15 protein-coding genes and 1 pseudogene are annotated in these 20,517 nt (G+C 75.2%); 10 read left to right on the top strand and 6 right to left on the bottom strand.

Translation table 11 applies throughout. The features are described from left to right. Positions 1-252 precede the first annotated feature (252 nt). A complete protein-coding gene (locus tag ACFC1F_RS35905) occupies positions 253-741 on the top strand; it encodes a glutathione peroxidase (protein ID WP_376164837.1) in 489 nt (162 codons plus the stop codon). A gap of 78 nt (positions 742-819) precedes the next feature. Here ACFC1F_RS35905 and ACFC1F_RS35900 read toward each other — a convergent pair whose 3' ends face one another. Continuing rightward, complete coding sequence (locus tag ACFC1F_RS35900; RefSeq protein WP_376164835.1) at positions 820-1,572, bottom strand: hypothetical protein; 753 nt, start codon at positions 1,570-1,572, stop codon at positions 820-822. Positions 1,573-1,806: 234 nt separating this feature from the next. Then, positions 1,807-3,771, bottom strand: a complete 1,965-nt coding sequence (locus ACFC1F_RS35895) for a protein kinase (RefSeq protein ID WP_376164833.1) — start codon at positions 3,769-3,771, stop codon at positions 1,807-1,809. Between the two features lie 601 nt (positions 3,772-4,372). On the opposite strand from ACFC1F_RS35895, the gene ACFC1F_RS35890 reads away from it, so the two are divergent. Next, positions 4,373-5,467, top strand: a complete 1,095-nt coding sequence (locus ACFC1F_RS35890) for a hypothetical protein (RefSeq protein ID WP_376164831.1) — start codon at positions 4,373-4,375, stop codon at positions 5,465-5,467. Positions 5,468-6,033: 566 nt separating this feature from the next. On the opposite strand, the gene ACFC1F_RS35885 is transcribed toward ACFC1F_RS35890, so the two are convergent. From ACFC1F_RS35885 to ACFC1F_RS35875, 3 genes are all read right to left on the bottom strand, one after another. After that, positions 6,034-6,987: a hypothetical protein gene (locus ACFC1F_RS35885; protein ID WP_376164829.1), complete on the bottom strand. Its 954-nt coding sequence runs from the start codon at positions 6,985-6,987 to the stop codon at positions 6,034-6,036. Between the two features lie 285 nt (positions 6,988-7,272). Then, positions 7,273-9,216, bottom strand: coding sequence for a serine/threonine-protein kinase (locus ACFC1F_RS35880; RefSeq protein WP_376164827.1), 1,944 nt, complete (start codon positions 9,214-9,216; stop codon positions 7,273-7,275). 307 nt (positions 9,217-9,523) lie between these two features. Further along, a complete protein-coding gene (locus tag ACFC1F_RS35875; protein ID WP_209415050.1) occupies positions 9,524-10,450 on the bottom strand; it encodes a LysR family transcriptional regulator in 927 nt (308 codons plus the stop codon). 96 nt (positions 10,451-10,546) lie between these two features. Between ACFC1F_RS35875 and ACFC1F_RS35870 the strand changes: the two genes are divergently transcribed. From ACFC1F_RS35870 to ACFC1F_RS35855, 4 genes are all read left to right on the top strand, one after another. Further along, the gene (locus ACFC1F_RS35870; protein WP_209415052.1) at positions 10,547-11,251 is read left to right on the top strand and encodes a succinate dehydrogenase cytochrome b subunit; all 705 of its coding nucleotides are present in this window, start codon (positions 10,547-10,549) and stop codon (positions 11,249-11,251) included. After that, entirely contained in the window at positions 11,248-13,203 is a 1,956-nt protein-coding gene (locus ACFC1F_RS35865; RefSeq protein ID WP_376164824.1) for a fumarate reductase/succinate dehydrogenase flavoprotein subunit, read from the top strand. The genes ACFC1F_RS35870 and ACFC1F_RS35865 overlap by 4 nt, the downstream gene beginning before the upstream one ends. Next, positions 13,200-13,937 carry a succinate dehydrogenase/fumarate reductase iron-sulfur subunit gene (locus ACFC1F_RS35860; RefSeq protein ID WP_148646922.1) on the top strand — a complete coding sequence of 246 codons (738 nt, stop codon included), beginning with the start codon at positions 13,200-13,202 and terminating at the stop codon, positions 13,935-13,937. The genes ACFC1F_RS35865 and ACFC1F_RS35860 overlap by 4 nt, the downstream gene beginning before the upstream one ends. Before the next feature lie 377 nt (positions 13,938-14,314). Next, entirely contained in the window at positions 14,315-14,617 is a 303-nt protein-coding gene (locus ACFC1F_RS35855) for a hypothetical protein (protein ID WP_376164822.1), read from the top strand. Between the two features lie 201 nt (positions 14,618-14,818). Here the strand turns inward: ACFC1F_RS35855 and ACFC1F_RS35850 are convergent, their stop codons facing one another. Then, positions 14,819-15,745 (bottom strand): DUF2797 domain-containing protein, encoded by a 927-nt coding sequence (locus ACFC1F_RS35850; protein WP_209415056.1) that lies wholly within the window; start codon positions 15,743-15,745, stop codon positions 14,819-14,821. Between the two features lie 141 nt (positions 15,746-15,886). Between ACFC1F_RS35850 and ACFC1F_RS35845 the strand changes: the two genes are divergently transcribed. The 4 genes and pseudogenes from ACFC1F_RS35845 to ACFC1F_RS35830 form a co-directional block, all read left to right on the top strand. Further along, positions 15,887-16,606: a hypothetical protein gene (locus ACFC1F_RS35845; protein WP_376164820.1), complete on the top strand. Its 720-nt coding sequence runs from the start codon at positions 15,887-15,889 to the stop codon at positions 16,604-16,606. Between the two features lie 229 nt (positions 16,607-16,835). Continuing rightward, entirely contained in the window at positions 16,836-17,855 is a 1,020-nt protein-coding gene (locus ACFC1F_RS35840) for an NAD(P)-dependent alcohol dehydrogenase (RefSeq protein WP_376164818.1), read from the top strand. 163 nt (positions 17,856-18,018) lie between these two features. Further along, complete coding sequence (locus ACFC1F_RS35835) at positions 18,019-20,208, top strand: restriction endonuclease (protein WP_376164816.1); 2,190 nt, start codon at positions 18,019-18,021, stop codon at positions 20,206-20,208. Between the two features lie 210 nt (positions 20,209-20,418). Then, positions 20,419-20,517 (top strand): annotated as a pseudogene (locus tag ACFC1F_RS35830) (ABC transporter ATP-binding protein); the annotation flags it as partial.

Below are 20,517 nucleotides of genomic sequence, written 5' to 3'. Positions count from 1 at the left end.
GAGAGTGCGCCCGCGTCCGCCCGCGCCTACCTCGCCGCCACCACGGAGCAGTTGACCGCCGACATCGTCATCCGGATGCGCCCCGAGCACTGGCACAGCGCCGACTTCTCCGCCGTCGCCGCCCACATCGACGCGCAACCGCCGCAGGCCGGGGCGGAACACCCGTAGCCCGGTCGTGGTTGGGAGAGGCGGGAGCGGCTACCGTTCCGTGCCTAGTCCTGTCCCGACACCGACCCTCCGAAGGGGCTTTCCGTGAGCCTGTACGACATCCCGCTGCGCACCCTGACCGGCGAGGCCGCCTCGCTGGCCGACCACAAGGGCAAGGCGCTGCTGATCGTCAACGTCGCCTCCAAGTGCGGCCTGACGCCCCAGTACGCCGGCCTGGAGCGGCTCCAGGAGCGGTACGCCGCGCGCGGCTTCACCGTGCTGGGCTTCCCCTCGAACCAGTTCGCCGGGCAGGAGCCGGGCAGCGCCGAGGAGATCCAGACCTTCTGCTCCACCACCTACGGCGTCTCCTTCCCGCTGTTCGAGAAGACCGACGTCAACGGCGACGACCGCCACCCGCTGTACGCGGTGCTGACGCAGACCGCCGACGCCGAGGGCCAGGCCGGGGACGTCGCCTGGAACTTCGAGAAGTTCCTCGTCACGCCCGACGGCACCGTCGCCGCCCGCATCCGCCCGCGCACCGAGCCGGAGTCGGACGAGGTCATCGCCGCGATCGAGGCCGTCCTGCCCGCCTGACGACACCGCACGACAGCGCACGACCGCCACCCACGGGAGGGCCCGGGGCACCCGCCCCGGGCCCTCCCGCGTCGGCCCTCAGCCCTGGCAGGCGTAGGTGAACGAGGTGGCCGCCCCCAGGCGGCGGGGCTCAAGGATGTCGACTGTCGCGGTCGCCCGCATCGTGCCGCGGCCGTCGAAGGACCAGTGGAGCACCAGGTCCGCCCGGCGCTCGCCGGACTGCATCGGCTGCACCAGCTCGCCGGAGGACGTGCCGTCGCTGCGCAGCCATCGGTAGCGGATCGTCCCCGCGTGGCCGTCGGTGCCGACGGTCGCGGTGATCACGGCGGTTCCGCCGCACGGCGGGCCGCCCGCCGGTTCGGCGCGAACGGTGACCCCGGTCAGCGTGAGCGGCGGCTCGGACCGGCACCGGGCGGCCAGGAAGGCGAGCAGGACGACCAGGACGGCCGCCGGGACCAGCCACCGGCCGGCCCGGCGCCGACGCAGCCGGGCCTCCCGCTGCCAGGGCGGCGGAGCGCCGTGCCACACCGCCGCCGCCACCGGCGGCACGCCGGGGCCGAACCGGCGCACCTCGTACTGCTGCGGCGCCGGGTCAGGCTCCGGTGGGACGGGCACGGGCTCCGGCGCCCGGGCAGCCGAGGCGCCCCAGACGGTCGGGTCGAGGAACGTGGCACACTCCGCGTCCTCGGCGGCGGGCGCGGCGGGCGCGCCGGGCGCGCCGGGCGTGGCATCACCGGGCGGGACCGTTCGCTCGGCCGCGGGGCCGGCGCCGAGTCGGACGGTCCGGTCGGGGCCGGAGCCCGGGCCGGGCTCCGGTCGGTGCAGGGGCATGGAGACCTCCGGGGGCGTGCGACGGGGACATGCGACGGAGAGCTGTGGCGGAGAGGTCCGGCGGGGTCGTGCGGCGGAGAGGTCCGGCGGGGTCGTGCGGCGGAGAGGTCCGGCGGGGTCGTGCGGCGGAGAGGTCCGGCGGGGTCGTGCAGCGGAGAGGTGCGGCGGGGTCGTGCAGCGGAGAGGTGCGGCCGGCGGGAACGGTGAAAACGTGCCGCAGGACCGCGCGCGGGATCAGCCGGGCTGCCGGCAGTCGATGGCGGGCAGCTCCCGGTAGGCCGTCGGTGTGCTCTCCGGCCTGGGGTCGCTGCCCACCCGGACTCCCCACTGGAGCCTGTCGTCGTTGCCGAAGTCATGGGAGCGGGTGAGGGTGACGGAGCCGGTGCCGAGCCGCACGGTCTCGGTGGCCACGGTCACGGGCGGGTTGATCGCGCCGGAGTGGTGCTGCCAGGAAACGGTGAGCGTGGCTCCGGGCGGCCCGGACGCCACGACGGTGATCCTGGCCTGGACACCGAAGTGGCCGTTGTCCAGGCAGCTGATCGAGTCGACGTTCAGCGAGGTCACCCGGACCGCGGGCGGCGGCGCGGTGGTGGTGACGGAGGACGGCGGTGCGCCGACCGGGGTGGACGGTGAGGTGCCGGTGGACGGCGGAGTGGTCCGGGGCGTGTCGGTGAGCCTGGGCGCGGGCGGCGTGGTGGTGCCCGGGGTGGGCGTCCGGCTCGGTGCCGGGCCGACCGTCCGGCTCGGCGTCGTACCGGAGGCCGTCGCAGGCGGAGGCGCGGGCGAGCGCGACTGCGACGGAGCCGCGGACGGGGAGGGAGCTGCGGTCGGGGACGGGGTCGGCAGCGGGGACGCGGGGCTCGCCGCGGGGGACGGCGGGGCGGTGGGCGTCCGGGGCGCGGAGGGCCCGGCCGACACCGTCGGATCGGACGGCCCGTCCGTCGTCTCCCCGCCGGCTCCGCCCACCGCGCCCAGCGAAGTGGTGGCCCGTGGCAGCGGACTGCCGGTCACCGTCCGGTCCCCGCGGTCCGCCGCTCCGGCGATCGCCACCGCGGCCAGCGAGGCCACCGCGAGCGTGCCCGCCACCGCGCCGACGACCGCCCGGGTCCGCCGGAGCCGTGGGTGGTCCACCCGGACCCGCTCGTGCAGCCCGAGCCGCCGGACGGTCCGGCGCGCGGAGGCACGCCCAGGCGGGTGGACGCTCCTGGTCGCCGAGGCACCGCCGCCCCGGTCGTGCGTGCCCCGGCTCGCCGCGGCGCCCCGGCCGGCCACGAGCTCGGTGTGCGCCAGCGCCGTCGCCCCGCCGGGTGGCGGCCCGGCCGCGCCCCACGGCAGCAGCAGCGCCAGCAGGGCCACCAGAGCGGCGAGGTCGGCGCGCCCGCGCTCCTCCCAGCGCTCGCCGTACCCGGCCGCGGCGACCGCCTCCAGCTGCCGGACGAACTCCGCCGCGCCGGCCGGTCGCTCCTCCGGCCGCTTCGCCATCCCGGCCCGGACCAGCGACCGGACGCGCTCCGGGACCAGCTCGTCCGGCACGGGGTGCTCCCGGTGCTGGACCGCCAGCTCCACGACCGTCCGGCCGGGGAACGGGCGACTGCCGGTCAGGCACTCGAAGAAGGTGACGGTGGCGGCGTACACGTCGGCGGCGGACGAGGCCGGCGCGCCCGTCCACTGCTCCGGGGCCAGGTAAGCAGGCGTGCCGGAGATGTCCCGGTCGTCACCGCTGGGCACGGCGATCCCGAAGTCGACCAGCTTGGTGGAGCCGTCCGCCGCGACCAGCACGTTGGCGGGCTTGTAGTCCCGGTGCACCAGGCCGGTCGCGTGAGCGGCGGCCAGCCCCAGCAGCGAGCCCTTGAGGACCACCAGCGCGGCCTCCGGTGTCGTCGCCCCCTCGGACTTGAGCAGCGTGCGCAGCGGCACCCCGTCCACCAGCTCCATGACGATCGCCGCGTGCGGCCCGGCCTCGACGTACTCGTAGAGCCGCGTGACGTACGGGGAGTCGACCCGTGCCAGGACCTGCGCCTCCTCGCGGAGGCCGGAGCGGCCCACCCCGGCGAGCAGGTACTTGATCGCCACCGGCGTGCCGGTGCGGTCGTGGTGCGCGAGCACCACGCGGCCGCTCGCCCCGGCGCCCAGCTCCCGCACCTGGGTGTAGTCCGGAAGCCGCCACTCGCCGGTTCTCCGCCCTGTCCCGTCCTGCATCGCCCGCCCCCTCAGCACACCGTCCGGTCCGACCTCACCCGGTCCGAGCTCACCCGTTCAACCTCGCCGGGTCCAACCTCGCCCGGTGCCACCGACGAGGCGGCCAGCGGCCCGGTTCCCGCTCCGGCTACCGTCCGAACCCCGCTGCCGACGCCTCGTGCACCACCTTTGACGTTCCCGCAGGCAGGCCGCCCGACCTGCGGGAACGACGAGTGGAGACACATCGGCGCACAGGGGGGTTGTGCGCGGCGGCCGCCCGCTCCCCGGGCGCGCCCGCACCCGCCCGCGCCCGCCCCGCGCCCCGAGCCCCCAGGGACCAGGGACCAGGGACCAGGGACCGTGTCAGTTCCTGCCGGCAGCGGCGGCGGCTTCGGGACTCGGTCCGGCCCTCCTCGGGGTGTTGCGGACATGCTCAACACACCCCTAGCGTGAGTGACCTCGTTGATCCATTCACGTGGAGAGGCCCGCCTTGATGATTCGCCAAGTCAGAACTGCGGCACGAGCGATACTCGCAGCCGGTCTGCTCGTCACCGGCGCACTCGTCGGCGCATCGCCGGCGGCGGCCGCTGCGGCACCGGCGGCCGCTGCGGCACCGACGGCCGTGAGCGCATCCGACTACACCCTCACCGCGGACTACCACCGCTTCGACACGCTCAACTCGGCCCTCGTCACGGCGCTGGGGACCTCTGCCGTGCACACGGTGATGGAGAACGCGAACCACGACCGGCAGGCGCTCCCCGCGTCCTTCTCCGTCGGCGGCCTGTCCACCGGCTTCCGGTTCGACGACGGCGACAACTCCGACTGCCAGAGCTTCCCGCAGGGCATCACGACGAGCCGGGACGCCGTGGGGACCGCGGACAGCGGCAACTACGACGGCCACCAACTCGTGCTGGTGAGCTGGTACACCAAGGACGGCTGCGGCGGTGCACAGCAGCGCAGCCGGATCACCCTGGTCGACTGGGACGCCACCTACCCCAACACCTACCGCAAGATCCTCCTGGTGGAGCCGACCGGCACCGCGGCGGCGCCGGACTTCAAGGACATCCCGATCCACGCCGGCGGCGTCTCGTGGTACGGCAACTACCTCTACGTCGCCGACACCGGGCACGGCATGCGCGTCTTCGACATGCGCAAGATCCTCAACACCGATCCCGGCGGCACCGCCGACCAGATCGGGCGCCAGTCCAACACCGTCTACTACGCCCACAACTACGCCTACGTGCTGCCCCAGATCGGCACCGTCACGTCGCAGACGACCTCCGGCACCAACCTGGCGTGGTCGTCGGTCTCCCTCGACCGGGTCAGCAAGTCGATCGTGATGACGGAGTACACCTGCCAGTCGGGCTGCACCGACTACCCGAACCGCCCGCCGAGGGCGGTCCGGTTCCCCTTCGCGCCCGGGGCGACGACGTTCGCCGCGACGACGACCGCCAGCCAGGCCCTCCAACTGCCCTGGTACAACCTCAACGGCGTGGCCTCCCACAACGGCCGATGGTGGTTCAACTCCTCGGGGCAGAAGAAGCTCTACTACTGGACCCCCACCGCAGGTCCCGCCACGTTCGCCTGGGTGGGCAGCGGCGAGAGCCTCTCCTACTGGGAGGACACCACCAACCCGGACCTGTTGTGGTCGCTGCAGGAGACCACGGGCGGACGCAACGTCTTCGCGGTCACCCAGGCCACCTACGGCGGCGGCTGAGCACCGGACCTGGGCACGGAGTTCACGGCCCGGGCGCTGCAACGGCATTCACGGTGACGAGGCTTCAGCTCCCGGGCTGGGGCCTCGTCCCCGTCCTGCCGGTCCCCCTCCCCCGCTCCTGCCCCCGGCCCCGGCACCGGGTACAGGACCGGGTACAGGACCGGGTACAGCACCAGCTACAGGACCAGCCACCGAACCGGCTACAACAGCAGCGTCGGTGGCGGCGGAGCCGCGATCGGCGGCATCCTGCTGCTCGCCCTGATCCTGATCGGCATCTCCTCCAACAGCGACGGCGCCGGCACCACCAACCCGCCCCCGACTCCCACCGCCCACGGCGTCAGTCACCCCTGAACGGGCCCTGCCCGGGCAGGAGGACAGGCTCAGTACCCGGGCAGACAGTCGGCTCCACGCAGGTCGGTCGTGCCAGCGCTACGCCCAACTCCGCGACCCCGCCGACAACCCGGTCGACCGGTGGGGCGCACTGGCCTCAACTCGCTCAGGGAGCCCCGACCGGCGCCTTCACCTCCCGGTTGAGGTGCGCCTCGCGAGCCCGGGGGCTCAGGGGCTCAGGGGCAGTGGTAGGGGAAGGAGGCGGCCGCGGTGCGGGTGTCGGGGGAGAGGATCTCCAGGGTTGCGGTGGCCTGGAGGTCGCCGTGGCCCTCGAAGCTCCAGCGCAGGACCAGGTCGGTGCGGTGCGCGCCGGAGCGGACGTCCTGGGCGATCTCGCCCGAGGTGGTGCCGTCGCTGCGCAGCCAGCGGTAGCGGATGGTGCCGGTCCCGCCGTTGGTCTCCACCGCGGCCTTGATCACCGCGGTGCCGCCGCAGGCCGGGCCCGCCGGGTCGGTGGTCACGCCGACGCCGGTGACCGCCAGGGCGGGCGTGGCGAACCGCCAGTACAGGAAGGCCAGGACGGCCAGCAGGACCGCCACCGGTACCAGCCAGCGCCCCACGCGGCGGGGGCGGCGCGGTTGCTGCGCGTCCGGGACGGCGGCGCCATGCCAGACCGCGGCGGCCTGCGGCGGGACGCCTGGGCCGAAACGCCGCAACTCGCCCGGGGCCAGCGGCTGTTCGGTCTGCGAAGCACCGGGTGATGAGGCGCCGGGCGACGGGGCGCCGGACGACGACTGGCCGGGCGACGACTGGCCGGCCGATGAGTGGCCGAGCGGCGTCGTGGCGCCGGGATCCACCGGGGCGGGCATCGCGGCACTGCCCTGCGCCGGGGTGTCGACGCGTGTGACGGTCTCCCCCACCGGTGTGGTGTCGATGTGCGTGGCGGTCTCCCCCGAGGCAGGGGCGGCGCCGCCCCACGCCCGGGGGTCGAGGAAGGTCGCGCTCACGGCCTCGCCACGGTCGAGCCGTACGGTGGCCGCGGCGTCGGGCCCACCGGGGGCCGGTGTCGCGGTGTCCGGGGCCGGCTTGACGGTCCGCTCCTCCGCCACCGCAGCCGGCCGCGCGGGCACGAGCCGGACGGTCTCCTCGACGACCCCGGGAGCCGCACCGAGCCGGACAGTCTCCTCCACGACCCCGGGAGCCGCACCGAGCCGGACGGTCTGGTCTGCGATGGCGTCTGCGTCCGCACCCGGGACCGTGCCCGGGACTGAGACCGGGCCCGGGACCGGGGCGGAGTCGGGGCTGGGCGCGGGCATGGCTTCTCCAGATCAGGGTGAGGCGGGCAGAAGGCGTTCGGGGACCGGCAGGTGACAGGCGTGCGGGGTGCCGCGGTGCTCCGCGGGACGGGACTCCGCAGGACTCCGCGGGACTCCGCGGAGCAGGACTCCGCGGGGCGGGGCTCAGCGGCCCAGGGCTCAGCGGGGCGGGTCGCAGAGGAAGGCGGCCGTCTCGGCCGAGGTCTTGCCCGGCTTCGCGGCCCCCGGGCTGGTGCCGATGCGCACGCCCCAGGTCGGGAAGGTGTCGGCCGAGCCGAAGTCGTGCGCCCGCGTGACGGTGGCGCGGCCGTCGCGGACCACCACCGTGTCGGTCGCGACGGTGACCGCCCGTCCGCCCGAGCTGTGGTACCAGCTCAGCGTCAGCGTCCCGCTGCCGGTGCCCTGGGCGACCACGGTGACCGTCGCGGTCAGGCTCCACCGGCCGCTGCAGGTCAACGAGTCCAGGTTCACCGTGCTGACCGCGATGGTCGCCGGGGCGACGGTCGGGGTGGCGCTCGGGGTCGGGGGCGGGGTGACCGGGCCCGCGGTGAGGGTGGGCACCGCGGCGGTGGGGGCGGGGCCGACCGGCGGGGCCGGCGGAGCCGGCGTGGCGGGTCCGCCACCGGGCGGAGCCGGCGGAAGGCCGGTGGTGGGGGCACCGCCGCCGACCGGCGGGCCGGGGGGCGTGGACGTCCTGCCGGTCGGCGTGGCCGTGGGGGTGGCGGTCGGGCTGGCGGAGCCGGCCGTGGGCGAGGCCGCCGGCGTGGACGGCGCGGCGCTCGGGGTGTCCGTGGCGCTGCTCGCCGCGGGCGACGGGGCGCCCGTCGTGGGGTCGACTGCGCCGAGCGTGGTGGTGGCCTCCGGCGTGGCGCCGCCCACCACCGTGTGGGCGCCGCCGTCGGCGGCCCCGGCCATCGCCACCCCGGCCAGCGTGGCCAGGGTCAGGGTGCCGGCCACGACCCCCACGAGCGCCTTGCCACGGCCGCCGAGGCGCGCACCGCGGCGGACCAGCAGCTCCCGGATGGTGGCGGACGGCACCGCCGCGGGCGGCGCGGACGCGGCCGCCGACGAAGCGGAAGCAGCCGACACGCTCGCGGCCCCGGCACCCGCCGACGCCTCGGCGCCGCCCAGCACGGTGTGGGCCAGCGAGGTGCCGCCGGCCGCGCCGCCGGCCCCGGGGAGCAACAGCGCGAGCAGGGCCACCAGCGCGGTCAGGTCGAGACGGCCCTTCTCCTCCCACTCCGGCCCGTACCCGGTCGCCGCGACGGCCTCCAGCTCCTCGACCAGGGCCGCCGCGCTCTCGGGCCGCGCGTCCGGCTCCTTCGCCAGGCCGGAGAGGATCAACGGCCGGACCGGGTCGGGGGCCAGTTCCGCGGGGATCGGGGCCTCGGTGTGCTGGACGGCGAGTTCGGCGATCGTGGTGCCCCCGTACGGGCGGGCGCCGGTGAGGCACTCGAAGAAGGTGACGGTGGCGGCGTAGACGTCGCCCGCCGGGGAGGCGGGCTTGCCCGCCCACTGCTCGGGCGCCATGTAGGCGGGGGTGCCAGAGACGTCGGCGTCGTCCCCCTCGGGGACGGCGATGCCGAAGTCGACCAGCTTGGAGGTGCCGGAGGTGTCGACCAGCACGTTGGCGGGCTTGTAGTCGCGGTGCACGACGCCCGCCTGGTGGGCGGCGGCCAGGCCCAGCAGCGAGCCCTTCAGCACCACCAGGGCGGCCTCGGGCGTGGTGGCGCCCTCCGCGCGCAGCAGGTCCCGCAGTGCGATGCCATCCACCAGTTCCATGACGATGGCCGAACCGCGCTCACCCTCCACGTACTCGTAGAGCCGGGTGACGTGCGGGGAGTCGATGGCCGCGAGGACCTCGGCCTCCTCCCGCAGGCCGGACGTGCCGACGGAGCGGTGGAGGTACTTGATCGCGACACGGGTGCCGGTCTCCCGGTGGCGGGCGAGAACGACCCGGCCGCTCGCACCGGCGCCGAGGTCCCGCTCGTGGAGGTAGTCCGGAAGTTCCCAGGGTCGCTCGTCCTCGACCGCCGGGACCTCGTCGGCGGGGGCGTTGCCGCCCCCGGTCCGTCTGCCGTCCTGCTGCGTCCCGCTGTCCATCGCCTCGTACTCCCCTGACTGCCTGCTCGGCCCTTGCGGCGACGCACCATACGACACCGCGAGCACTGCCTGGGACGCGGCCCGTGAACAGTGGGTTCCGGGCGGGCCGGTCCGCTGGATCACGATTTGGGTGATTCGCACACCGTGCCAACCATTCGCCCCCACGGGCGGGGCAGCCGTCCGCCCGTAGCACCCGGCCCGCACCGCCGACCCTCGCCCTTCGACCACCGGCCCGCACCGGCCCGCACCGCCGACCCCCGCCCTTCGACCGGCCCCTGCCGGCGGCCGGCACCGCCCGGCGGCGGGCTCACGGCAGCAGCAGCCGCGTCCCCGGGGGCAGCTCGCCCGCGCGGGCGGCGTCGCGCAGATGGGCCAGAAGGGTCTCGCGCAGCGCGGCCGCGGCCCGGGTGAGCGGCACCTCGTGCCCGTGCGCGACGGCGATCGTCCGGCCGAGCCCCGGACCGGCGAACGGCGTGACCACCAGCCCCGAACGGGCCGCCACCATGCCCGGCAGCACGGCCGGCCCCAGCCCGGCCCGGACGAAGCCGAGGACCGCGTCCATCTCGCCGCCCTCCACCGCGAATTCCGGCTCGAACCCGGCCGCCCGGCAGGCCGCCAGGGTGGCCTCGCGCAGGTCGTACCCCTCCCGGAACATCACCAGCGGGCGCCCGCGCAGCTCCGTCACCCGGACCGTGCGGCGCCGGCCCTGCGCGGAGCGGGCGACCAGCACCAGCTCCTCGTGCAGCAGCTCGGTGACGTGCAGCGCGGGGGACGCCTCGCCGCTCGGCGGGGTGATGATCAGCGCGACGTCCAGCTCCCCCGCCGCCAGCGTCCGGACCAGGTCGCGCGAGCCGCCCTCGCGGACCACCAGCGCCACCCCCGGGTAACGGTCCCGGAAGACCCGCAGCACGTCCGGCACCAGGCTGGTGCAGAGGCTCGGCGGTGCTCCCAGCCGCACCCGGCCACGGCGCAGCTGCACCGTCTCCTGCACGGCCAGCCTGGCGCTCTCGGTGTCGGCCAGGATGCGCCGGGCCAGCGGCAGGAGCGCGTCGCCGGCGTCGGTCAGGGCGATGTTGCCGCGGGTGCGGTGGAACAGTTCCGCACCCAACTCCCTTTCCAGCGCGCGGATCTGCTGGGAGAGCGAGGGCTGTGCGACATGCACCGCGTCGGCCGCCCGGGTGAAGTGCCGGGTCTCGGCGACGGCGAGGAAGTAGCGGAGTTGCTGGAGCTGCACCCGGCCAGGATAGGCGTGGACGATAGCCTCCGGCTATTGCCGCGAGCCGCATCATGTCTTGGACGTACCGGGATGCCGGTCCCTAGCGTTGCAGCCATGACAACCGCGACTCGGACGGCCCGGCATCCGTCCACCCTGGTGACCCTGTGGCGGTCGACCGTCGGCAAGAAGGCGGTCATGGCCGTCAGCGGACTGGTCATGCTGCTGTACCTGGTCGCGCACATGCTGGGAAACCTCAAGGTCTTCTTCGGCCCGGACGAGCTCAACGGCTACGCGCACTGGCTGCGCACCCTCGGCGAGCCGTTCCTGCGCCACGAGTGGTTCCTCTGGATCGCCCGGGTGGGCCTGCTCGCCGCCGTCCTGCTGCACGGCGTGGCCGCGTACCAGCTCAGCCGGCGCGACCTCGCCGCACGGCCCGGCAAGTACGTGCACCAGCGGCGCAGGGCCACCTACGCGACCCGCACGATGCGCTGGGGCGGGGTGATCCTGGCGCTCTTCATCGTCTGGCACATCCTCGACCTGACCACGCTCACCGTGAACCCCAACGCCGAGCAGGGCAAGCCGTACCAGAACATCGTGGCCTCGTTCTCGAACTGGTACAGCTGCGTGGTCTACATCGTGGCGATGCTCGCCGTGGGCCTGCACGTCCGGCACGGGTTCTGGAGCGCCGCGCAGACCCTCGGTGCCAACAACGCCCGCCGCGACCGGGCGTTGAAGCTGACCGCCAACGGGCTGGCGCTGGTGCTGACCGTGGGCTTCCTGTCCGTCCCCGTGGCCGTGATGACCGGAGTGGTGAGTTGAGCACGCAAGCGTCCTACAGCGACTACCGGGTCGGCGAACCGGTCGCCGACGACAAGGCCCCCGGCGGGCCGATCGAACAGCGCTGGGACCAGCGGCGGTTCGACGCCAAGCTGGTCAACCCGGCCAACCGTCGCAAGCACACCGTCATCGTGGTCGGGACCGGCCTGGCCGGTGGCGCCGCCGGTGCCACGCTCGCCGAACAGGGCTACCACGTCGTGCAGTTCTGCTTCCAGGACTCCCCCCGGCGCGCCCACTCGATCGCCGCCCAGGGCGGAATCAACGCCGCCAAGAACTACCGCAACGACGGCGACTCGATCCGCCGCCTCTTCTACGACACCGTCAAGGGCGGCGACTTCCGCGCCCGCGAGTCCAACGTGCACCGCCTGGCGCAGGTCTCGGTGGAGATCATCGACCAGTGCGTGGCCCAGGGCGTGCCCTTCGCCCGCGAGTACGGCGGCCTGCTCGACACCCGCTCCTTCGGCGGCGTCCAGGTCTCCCGGACGTTCTACGCCCGCGGCCAGACCGGCCAGCAGCTGCTGCTCGGCGCCTACCAGGCGCTGGAGCGCCAGATCGCCGCCGGGAACGTGGAGATGCACCCGCGCACCGAGATGCTCGACCTGCTGGTGATCGACGGCCGGGCCCGCGGCATCGTCGCCCGCGACCTGGTGACCGGCGCCGTCTCCACCTACACGGCCGACGCGGTGGTGCTCGCCAGCGGCGGGTACGGCAACGTGTTCTACCTCTCCACCAACGCCAAGAACTCCAACGCCACCGCGATCTGGCGGGCCCACCGGCGGGGCGCGTACTTCGCCAACCCGTGCTTCACCCAGATCCACCCGACGTGCATCCCGCGCTCCGGCGACCACCAGTCCAAGCTCACCCTGATGAGCGAGTCGCTGCGCAACGACGGCCGGATCTGGGTGCCGAAGGCCAAGGGCGACACCCGGCCGCCGGGCGAGATCCCCGAGGCCGAGCGGGACTACTACCTGGAGCGGATCTACCCGTCCTTCGGCAACCTGGTTCCGCGCGACATCGCCTCCCGGGCCGCCAAGAACGTCTGCGACGAGGGCCGCGGCGTCGGCCCCGGCGGCCAGGGCGTCTACCTCGACTTCGCCGACGCCATCCGCCGCCTCGGCCGCGACGCCGTCGCCGCCAAGTACGGCAACCTGTTCGAGATGTACGAGCGGATCACCGCCGAGGACCCGTACCGGGTGCCGATGCGGATCTACCCCGCGATCCACTACACCATGGGCGGGCTCTGGGTCGACTACGACCTGCAGACCTCCGTACCGGGCCTGTTCGCGATCGGCGAGGCCAACTTCTCCGACCACGGCGCCAACCGGCTCGGTGCCAGCGCCCTCATGCAGGGCCTCGCGGACGGCTACTTCGTCCTCCCGCCGACCCTCAACGACTACCTGGCCCGCCACCCGCTGCCGGCCGTCCCCGCCGACCACCCGACGGTCGCCGAGGCCGAGGCCGAGGTGACGGACCGGCTCAACCTGATCCTCGCCGTCGACGGCGACCGGACGCCCGACTCCTTCCACCGCGAGCTGGGCGAACTCCTCTGGGACAAGTGCGGCATGGCCCGCGACGCGGCCGGCCTGCGCCAGGCCCTGGCGCGGATCCCGCAGCTGCGCGAGGAGTTCTGGCGCCGGATCAAGGTGCCGGGGACGGGCGCCGAGCTCAACCAGTCGCTGGAGAAGGCCAACCGGCTCGTCGACTACTTCGAACTCGCCGAGCTGATGTGCCTGGACGCCCTCCACCGCGCCGAGTCCTGCGGCGGCCACTTCCGCACCGAGAGCCAGACCGAGGACGGCGAGGCCGCCCGGCGCGACGAGGAGTTCGGCTACGCCGCCGCCTGGGAGTTCACCGCCACCGGCACCGCCCCCGTGCTGCACCGCGAACACCTCGACTTCGAACACGTCCACCCCACCCAGCGGAGTTACGCGTGAACCTCACCCTGCGCATCTGGCGCCAGGCGGGCCCGGACGCGGCCGGCTCGATGACCACCTACCAGGTCAGCGGGATCAGCCCGGACATGTCCTTCCTGGAGATGCTCGACACCCTCAACGAGGAGCTGATCACCCGCGGCGACGCGCCGGTGGCCTTCGACCACGACTGCCGGGAGGGCATCTGCGGGGCCTGCGGCATGGTCATCAACGGCCAGGCCCACGGCCCGGAGCGGACGACCACCTGCCAGCTGCACATGCGGCACTTCAAGGACGGCGACACCATCGACGTCGAACCGTGGCGGGCCGCGGCCTTCCCGGTGGTCAAGGACCTGGTGGTGGACCGCTCGGCGTTCGACCGGATCATCGGCTCCGGCGGCTACATCACCGCCCCCACCGGCAGCGCCCCCGACGCGCACGCCACCCCGGTGCCCAAGGAGGCCGCCGACACGGCCTTCGAGCACGCCGAGTGCATCGGCTGCGGCGCCTGCGTGGCGGCCTGCCCGAACGGCTCGGCGATGCTGTTCACCTCCGCCAAGGTGGTCCACCTCAACGTGCTCCCGCAGGGCGCGCCGGAGCGGAAGTCCCGGGTGCGGAACATGGTCGCCACGATGGACGCCGAGGGGTTCGGCGGCTGCACCAACACCGGCGAGTGCGCCACCGCCTGCCCCAAGGGCATTCCGCTGCCCAGCATCGCCGCGATGAACCGCGAGTTCCTCCGGAGCATGACCGGCTGACCCTTCCGCACGTGCCGGCCGGCCGCTGGGCCCCCTCCCCCGGGAGGGGGCCCAGCGCGTGTCCCGCGCAGGATGCGCCCCTCCCGCACGGGGCGCACGTGGCAGGCGGGGCGTGCGGCCCGGACGCGCGCTCCCCGGACGAGTGGTGGTTCGTCAGGACCGGTGCTCGGACCGGGGATTTCGCGCTACGGTGGTCCCCGCGCCAAGGAGGGTCATATGCCCGAGGTTCAGGCCTGTACCGGGTGTGGCGGGTCCGGGGGAACCCAGAAGACCGAGGCCACGGTCGAACTGGACGAGGAAGGGAGCATGGTGCCGAAGCTCTACACCTTCTGGTCACCATGCGGTCGGTGCCACGGATCCGGGACGGTGATCGTCGGATGAGGATGCTCTTCGAGTGCGTCGAGTGCGGCAGTCACTACCTGCCGCCGGAGCAGATGGTGTACCCGGACGGGCCCGCCTCCCCGCTCTGGTGCACGCACTGCCAGGCCGGTCAGCTGGCGGCCGGCGTCCAGGAGGACCCGCTGCTCGCGCGGCTGGCGCTGGCCGCGGCCCGGTCCGCACTCGCCGGGCGGGTTGCGGACGAGACGCCTCCCGCGCGCGCCGACGTCCGGCCGTCGCGGCCGCCGCTCTCGCGCCGGGCTCGGTCGGGGCCGGGCGGGGTGCGCGGCAAACTGGCGTGAGCCGGGCCGGCTCGGGCACCGCGGCCGTTGGATGCCGGGGCGGCTCCGGGTGACCCCTGTTGACGCGGTTGACGCGGTTGACGCGGTTGATGCCGGGTGATCCGGTTGACATGGTCGACCAGACGCCGGGTTGCCGCGTTGGACGCCGTTCGGGCGTGAGGCCACCCGTCGCGGCGTCACGCGGCCGGTACCGCACCATGATCAGAACAGCGCCTCCTGGGTGTCCGCCTCCTGCGGGCGCAGCCGGGCCCGCACGGTCAGGCCCGATGCCGGGCGTCCGGGGGCCGGGGCGAGGGTCCAGCCGGTGAGCAGGCGGGTGTCGAGCAGCAACGGCCCGGCGTCACCGGGCTGGTCGAGCAGCAGGTACCGCCCGATCGGCGGGCGCAGCGTCCCGGCGACGACCGCGCCGGGTGCCAGGGCGGCGATCTGTCCGTAGGCGGCGGGGGCGCCGCCGGTCAGGCCGTAGAGCTCGACGTGGTCGGTGACGGGGTGGTCGGCCAGCAGCTCGACCGCGTGCCCGTCGAGCAGGTGGTGGGCCCGGGCGCGGGCGTCGGTGAGGATCTCCCGGCGCCGGGTGGTGTCCCCGTGTTCCCACCAGTGTTCCGTCTTCGTCTTGCCGGTGAACCGCTCGCGGGCCAGCCCGGAGGCGGCGACGGTGAGTTCGGCCCGGCGGACGGCCGGCAGCGGCCCCCGGGCGGCGAACGTCCAGGCGAGTGCGCCCTGTTCGAGCAGCCGGTTGGTGCCGCGCTGCTCGGCGGTCAGGCCCACCTTGAGCAGGCCTTCACCGAACCAGGCGAGGTAGAGGCGGTAGGTGCGGCCGTCGTCGAGGATCTGGTCCCGGGCGAGGGCGAGCCCGCGGTCGACGCTCTGGCAGGCGGGGCACTGGACGGCGCCGCCGTCCGGCTCGATGACGGCGTGGTGCGGGCAGGGCGTGCGCTCGGTGGCCCCGGCCAGCCAGGCGCCCGTGCACCGCCGCGGCCCGGCCAGCAGCCAGCCGACGGACGCCCCCGGCACGACCGCCCGCTCGTGCACCCGGCGCCCGTTGACCGCGCTCAGCACCGGCCGGCCGTCCTGCCACTGGAGGCCGGTGGAGATCCACCCGCCGCCCGTCCCCTGCGGTGCGCTCACGCCGATCCCTTCCCGCGTGCCCGCCGCTCCTGGCCCGCGCACACTCCCGTCCGAAGCAGCGAGGCTACCGGCCGCCTCTGACAACCGGGGCAGGGCGGCCGGTCCGGGGGCTCGCCCAGGCGCCGCTGGTACGGTCGCGCCATGATCGACGAAGCCCCCGAGCCGCAGCCGTCCGCCGCTCCCGTCGCCGGCGCCCCCGAGGCCCCGGAGGCCCGGCGCTCCCCCGGTCCGGTCTCGCCCGACGACCTCGCCCTCGTCCTGCGGCTCGCCGCCGCCACCCTGCGCGCCGCGCCGGCGGACGCCGACTGGTCCCGGACGGCCGGGGCCGTCGACTGGGACTGCTGGAGCACCGTCGAGCACCTGGCGGACGACCTGCTCGCCTACGCGGCCCAGCTCGGCCCGGACGCCCCGCCGCTCGACCGCTACGTCCCCTTCGTGTCCGTCCGTCGCTTCCCCGGCGGGCCCAACAGTTTCGTCTACGCGCAGCGCGAGGCCGGCCCGGCGGGGCTGGTCCAGGTGCTGGAGGCGAGCGGCGCGCTGATGGTCGCGATGGCCCGCACCGCGGCGCCCGGGACGCGCGCGTACCACCCGTGGGGCGTCGCCGACCCGGCCGGGTTCACCGCGATGAGCCTCGTGGAGACGCTGGTCCACGTGCACGACGTCGCCCTGGGTCTGGGCCTGCCGTGGGAGCCCCCGGCCGACGTCTGCCACCGGACGCTCGCCCGGCTCTTCCCCGACGTCCCGCTCGACGCGGACGCCGGCCCGTGGCCGACCCTGCTCTGGGCCACGGGCCGCGTCGACCTCCCCGGCCGCCCGCGCCGGACCGACTGGCGCTGGTACGCGGAGGTCCGGGGCGCGTAAGTCCGGGCCCGCGGAGGTCCGGGGCGCGTAGCCCCGGGGCTCGGCCCGCGGAGGGCAGGCGGGTCGGGTGGTTCCCGACGGGCGGCGGCGCCGGGCAGGCGGTCGGGAGCGGACCGGCCCCCGTGGCCCCCATGGCCCACTCCCTCATTCCCCGGCGGGAATTGGCGCGCCGCCCGGCCCCGGCGAGGATCGGTGCGAAGCAGGCAACCGCCACCCGGAAGGACTCCCCATGCGCTCGTACCGTCTCGACAAGCCCGGCCACCCCGACGGTCTCGTCCTCCACCAGGACGAGCCGCCCGCCCCCGGGGCGACCGAGGTCCTGGTGAAGGTGCACGCCGCGTCGCTCAACCGCCGGGACGCGCTGATCCTCTCCGGCCGCTACCCGCTGCCCGCCCGGCCGGGGGTGGTGGCGCTCAGCGACGGCGCGGGCGAGGTCGTGGCGACGGGCGCGGCGGTGACCAGGTTCCGCACGGGCGACCACGTCACCGGCAGCTACTTCCCCCGCTGGACCGACGGCCGGCTGCGCCCCGACCTCGCCGACCAGCTCGGCTGCACCGTCGACGGCCTGCTCACCGAGTACGCCGTCCTGGACGAGCAGGCGCTGGCCGCCCTGCCCGCCGGACTGGGCTGGGCCGAGGCGGCCTCGCTGACCTGCGCCGGGGTGGCCGCCTGGCGGGCGCTGACCGGCGGCGGCCCGCTCCTGGCCGGCCAGACCGTCCTGACCCTGGGCAGCGGCGACGTCTCGCTGTTCGCCACGCAGTTCGCCAAGGTGCACGGCTGCCGGGTGATCGCCGTCAGCGGCAGCGACGCGGGCGCGGAGCGGCTCGCCGCGGTCGGCGCGGACCACGTGATCGACCGCCGGCGGACGCCCGAGTGGTCCGGCGAGGTGCGCCGGCTGACCGGGGGCGCGGGCGCCGACCTGGTGGTCGAGACCCACGGGCCGGCCACCATCGAGCAGTCCGTCCGCGCCGCCGCGCTGTACGGGCAGATCGTGCTGCTCTGGGTGGTCGGCGACCGGCCCGCCGCGCTGCGGATCACCGACGAGGCGTACGCGGGCTCGCTGGCGACCATCCGGCGCGAGTTCGTCGGCAGCCGCTCCGACCTGGAGGCGGTGATCCGGGCGGTCGACGTGCACGGGCTGCGGCCGGTCGTCGGGCGGGAGTTCGGCTTCGACGAGGTGCCGGAGGCGTACCGCCACTTCCTGGACCGCGGCACGGTCGGGAAGACGGTGATCCGGGTGGCCGGCTGACGCCGGGCCGGCCCGGACCGGCCGCGACCCGCACCCGCGGCCCCCGCAGGTCATGGGCGCTTGGCCGGTCCGCCCGTCCACGTTCTATTGTGGCGGGCGCGGCGGCGGCGCGGCCGGGAGGCGGCGCGCGGTGCCGCTCGGGCGCGGAGCGAAGGGGTGGACGGTGGCGGGGCGGCGGAACGACGGGGTGCTGGCGGTCTGGGCGGAGGCGCAGCGGCAGCAGCAGCGCCGGGAGGAGGCCCAGTGGCGTGCCCAGGCGGCCGAGCAGCGCCGGCGCGAGCGCGAGGCGCGCGAGGCGCAGCGGGCGGCGGCCAGGGGTGAGCGCGAGGCGCTGCGGGCGTACCAGCAGTCCCGGGAGGCGGAGGCGTCCCGGCTGACGGCCGAACTCGACTCCCGGGTCGAGGAGTTGACGGGTCTGCTGGCGGCCGGTCTGGGCCGGCCGGCGTTCAGCCCGCAGGCGCTGCTGGCGCCGCGGACGCTGCCGGCCTTCGAGCCGGGCCGGCTCGGGGAGCCGGTGCCGATGCCGGACCAGGCGCAGTACCAGGTGCCGCCGCCGGATCCGGTGCAGGCGCGCAACCCGGGGGTCTGGCGGCAGTACGAGCAGTACGTGGCGCAGGCGCGGGCCCGGTTCGAGCAGGACTGGTACGCGGCGCAGGCGGCGGAGGCGGACCGGCAGCGGCGCCTGGCCGAGTATCACGGGCAGTATCTGGAGTGGGTGGCCCAGCACCGCCGCCAGGACAGCGAACGGTCCTCCCGCACGGAGGAGTTGCTGCGCCGGCTGCGCTCCGGCGAGGCGGAGGCGGTGCAGGAGTACTTCACCGCCGTGCTGTACGCCTCGGCGGGCTGGCCGGAGGGGTTCCCGCACCGGCTGGTCGCGGCCTGGGAGGCGTCGACGCGCCAGCTGGTGGTGAACTGGGAGCTGCCGGGAGCCGACGTGGTGCCGGCGAGCGCCCGGGTGCGGTACGTGAAGACGGACGACCGGGAGGCCGAGGTGGCCCGTCCGGCCACCGAGCGCAAGGCGCTGTACCGGGAGGTGCTGGCGCAGAGCGCGCTGCGCGTGGTGGCCGAGCTGTTCCGGGCGGACTCCGACGGGCTGCTGGCGTCGGTGGTGCTGAACGGCTTCGTGCGCGGCATCGACCCGGCGACCGGCCGCGAGGCGGAGCGGTTCCTGTCCACGGTGACGGTGGACCGGGCCGAGTTCGCCGGGCTGGCGCTGGACCGGGTGGCGGCGGTGGAGTGCTTCCAGGGGCTCGGCGGCGTCCTGTCGGCGCGGCCGGAGCGCCTGGACGAGGTGCGGCCGGACCGGCTGCCGGAGACGGTCGGCGGCAGCGTGGCGGGGCAGGGCGGCGAGGAGGAGCCGGACCTCTTCGAGATGGACCCGATCGAGTTCGAGGAGCTGATCGCCGAACTGTTCCGGCTGCGCGGGTTCCGGGTGATGACGACGGCCCGCAGCGGCGACGCCGGGGTGGACGTGGTCGCGGAGGACCTCGATCCGGTGACCGGCGGACGGATCGTCATCCAGGCCAAGCGCTACCGTTCGACGGTCTCCCCCACCGCGGTGCGGGACCTCGACTCGACGGTGCGCCACCACGGCGCGATCAAGGGCATCCTGGTGACGACGGCCGGGTTCGGGCCGGGCTCGTACGACTACATCCGCAACAAGCCGCTCACGCTGGTGAGCGGTCCCGAGCTGGTCGAGCTGCTGGCGGAGCAGGGCCTGCGCGGACGCCTCGGCGGCGGCAACGGCGGCGGCCCCGCCCGGACCGGCGGCACCGTCTCCAACGCCGGCGCCCCCGGGGCCGGCACCTCCGACGGCGGCGCCTCCGGGACCGACGGCCGCCCGAGCCGCGTCCGGCTGTCCTGGCAGAGCCGCACGGCCGGCGGGGACGCCGTGGAGCTGGACGTCTCCGCGTTCCTCTGCGCCGGCGGGAAGGTGCTGACCGACGAGCACTTCGTCTTCTTCAACAACCCGCAGGACCCGGACGGCGCGGTCCGCCTGCACCCCACCTGCTCCGTCCCCGGCGAGCCGGTCCGCGCGGCCGAACTGACGCTGGATCCGGAACGGCTGCCGGCCGGCGTGGACGCGGTGGTGATCGCGGTCTCCACCGAGGAGGAGGAGCCGCCCGCCCTGCCGCTCGGCTACGTCCACGGGCTGGCCCTGACGGCGGCCTGGGGCGCGGGCGCCGCCGGACCGGAGCGCTGGCAGGCCGCCACCGGCGGGGTGCCGGACACCGCCCTGCTGGTGGGAGCGTTCCAACGCAAGGGCGGCGGCTGGACGTTCACTCCGGACGGGACGGCGGTGGCGGGCGGACTGGCCGGCCTCGCGGTGCGGTGGGGCGTCGCGGTCGAGTAGCGCGGCCCCGCCGTCCGGGCGGATGCGCCTCAGGGGCGGGCGTCATACCTGAGGAGGAGAGGGCCCCCCGCCGTCCCGCCGGGATGGCGGGGGGCCACCGTCCCCCGGGGCGACACTTCCGGTGCGCACGGATTGGGAGGATTGAACGGAACACGATCTTCCGTGCCCGTTCGCACCCCTCCCCGTCCCCACAGGAGCACTCCCGTGACCATGCCCGCAACCGCCGTCCGCACCGGCCGGGCGGCCGCCCGCGCCACCGGCCTGAACAAGGTCTACGGGGAGGGGGAGACCCGCGTCGTCGCCCTCGAC

Source organism: Kitasatospora sp. NPDC056181 (assembly GCF_042266225.1).
Lineage (GTDB): Bacteria > Actinomycetota > Actinomycetes > Streptomycetales > Streptomycetaceae > Kitasatospora.
The sequence above is the reverse complement of the archived record's forward strand: the minus strand, read 5'-3'. Positions and strand labels throughout refer to the sequence as shown.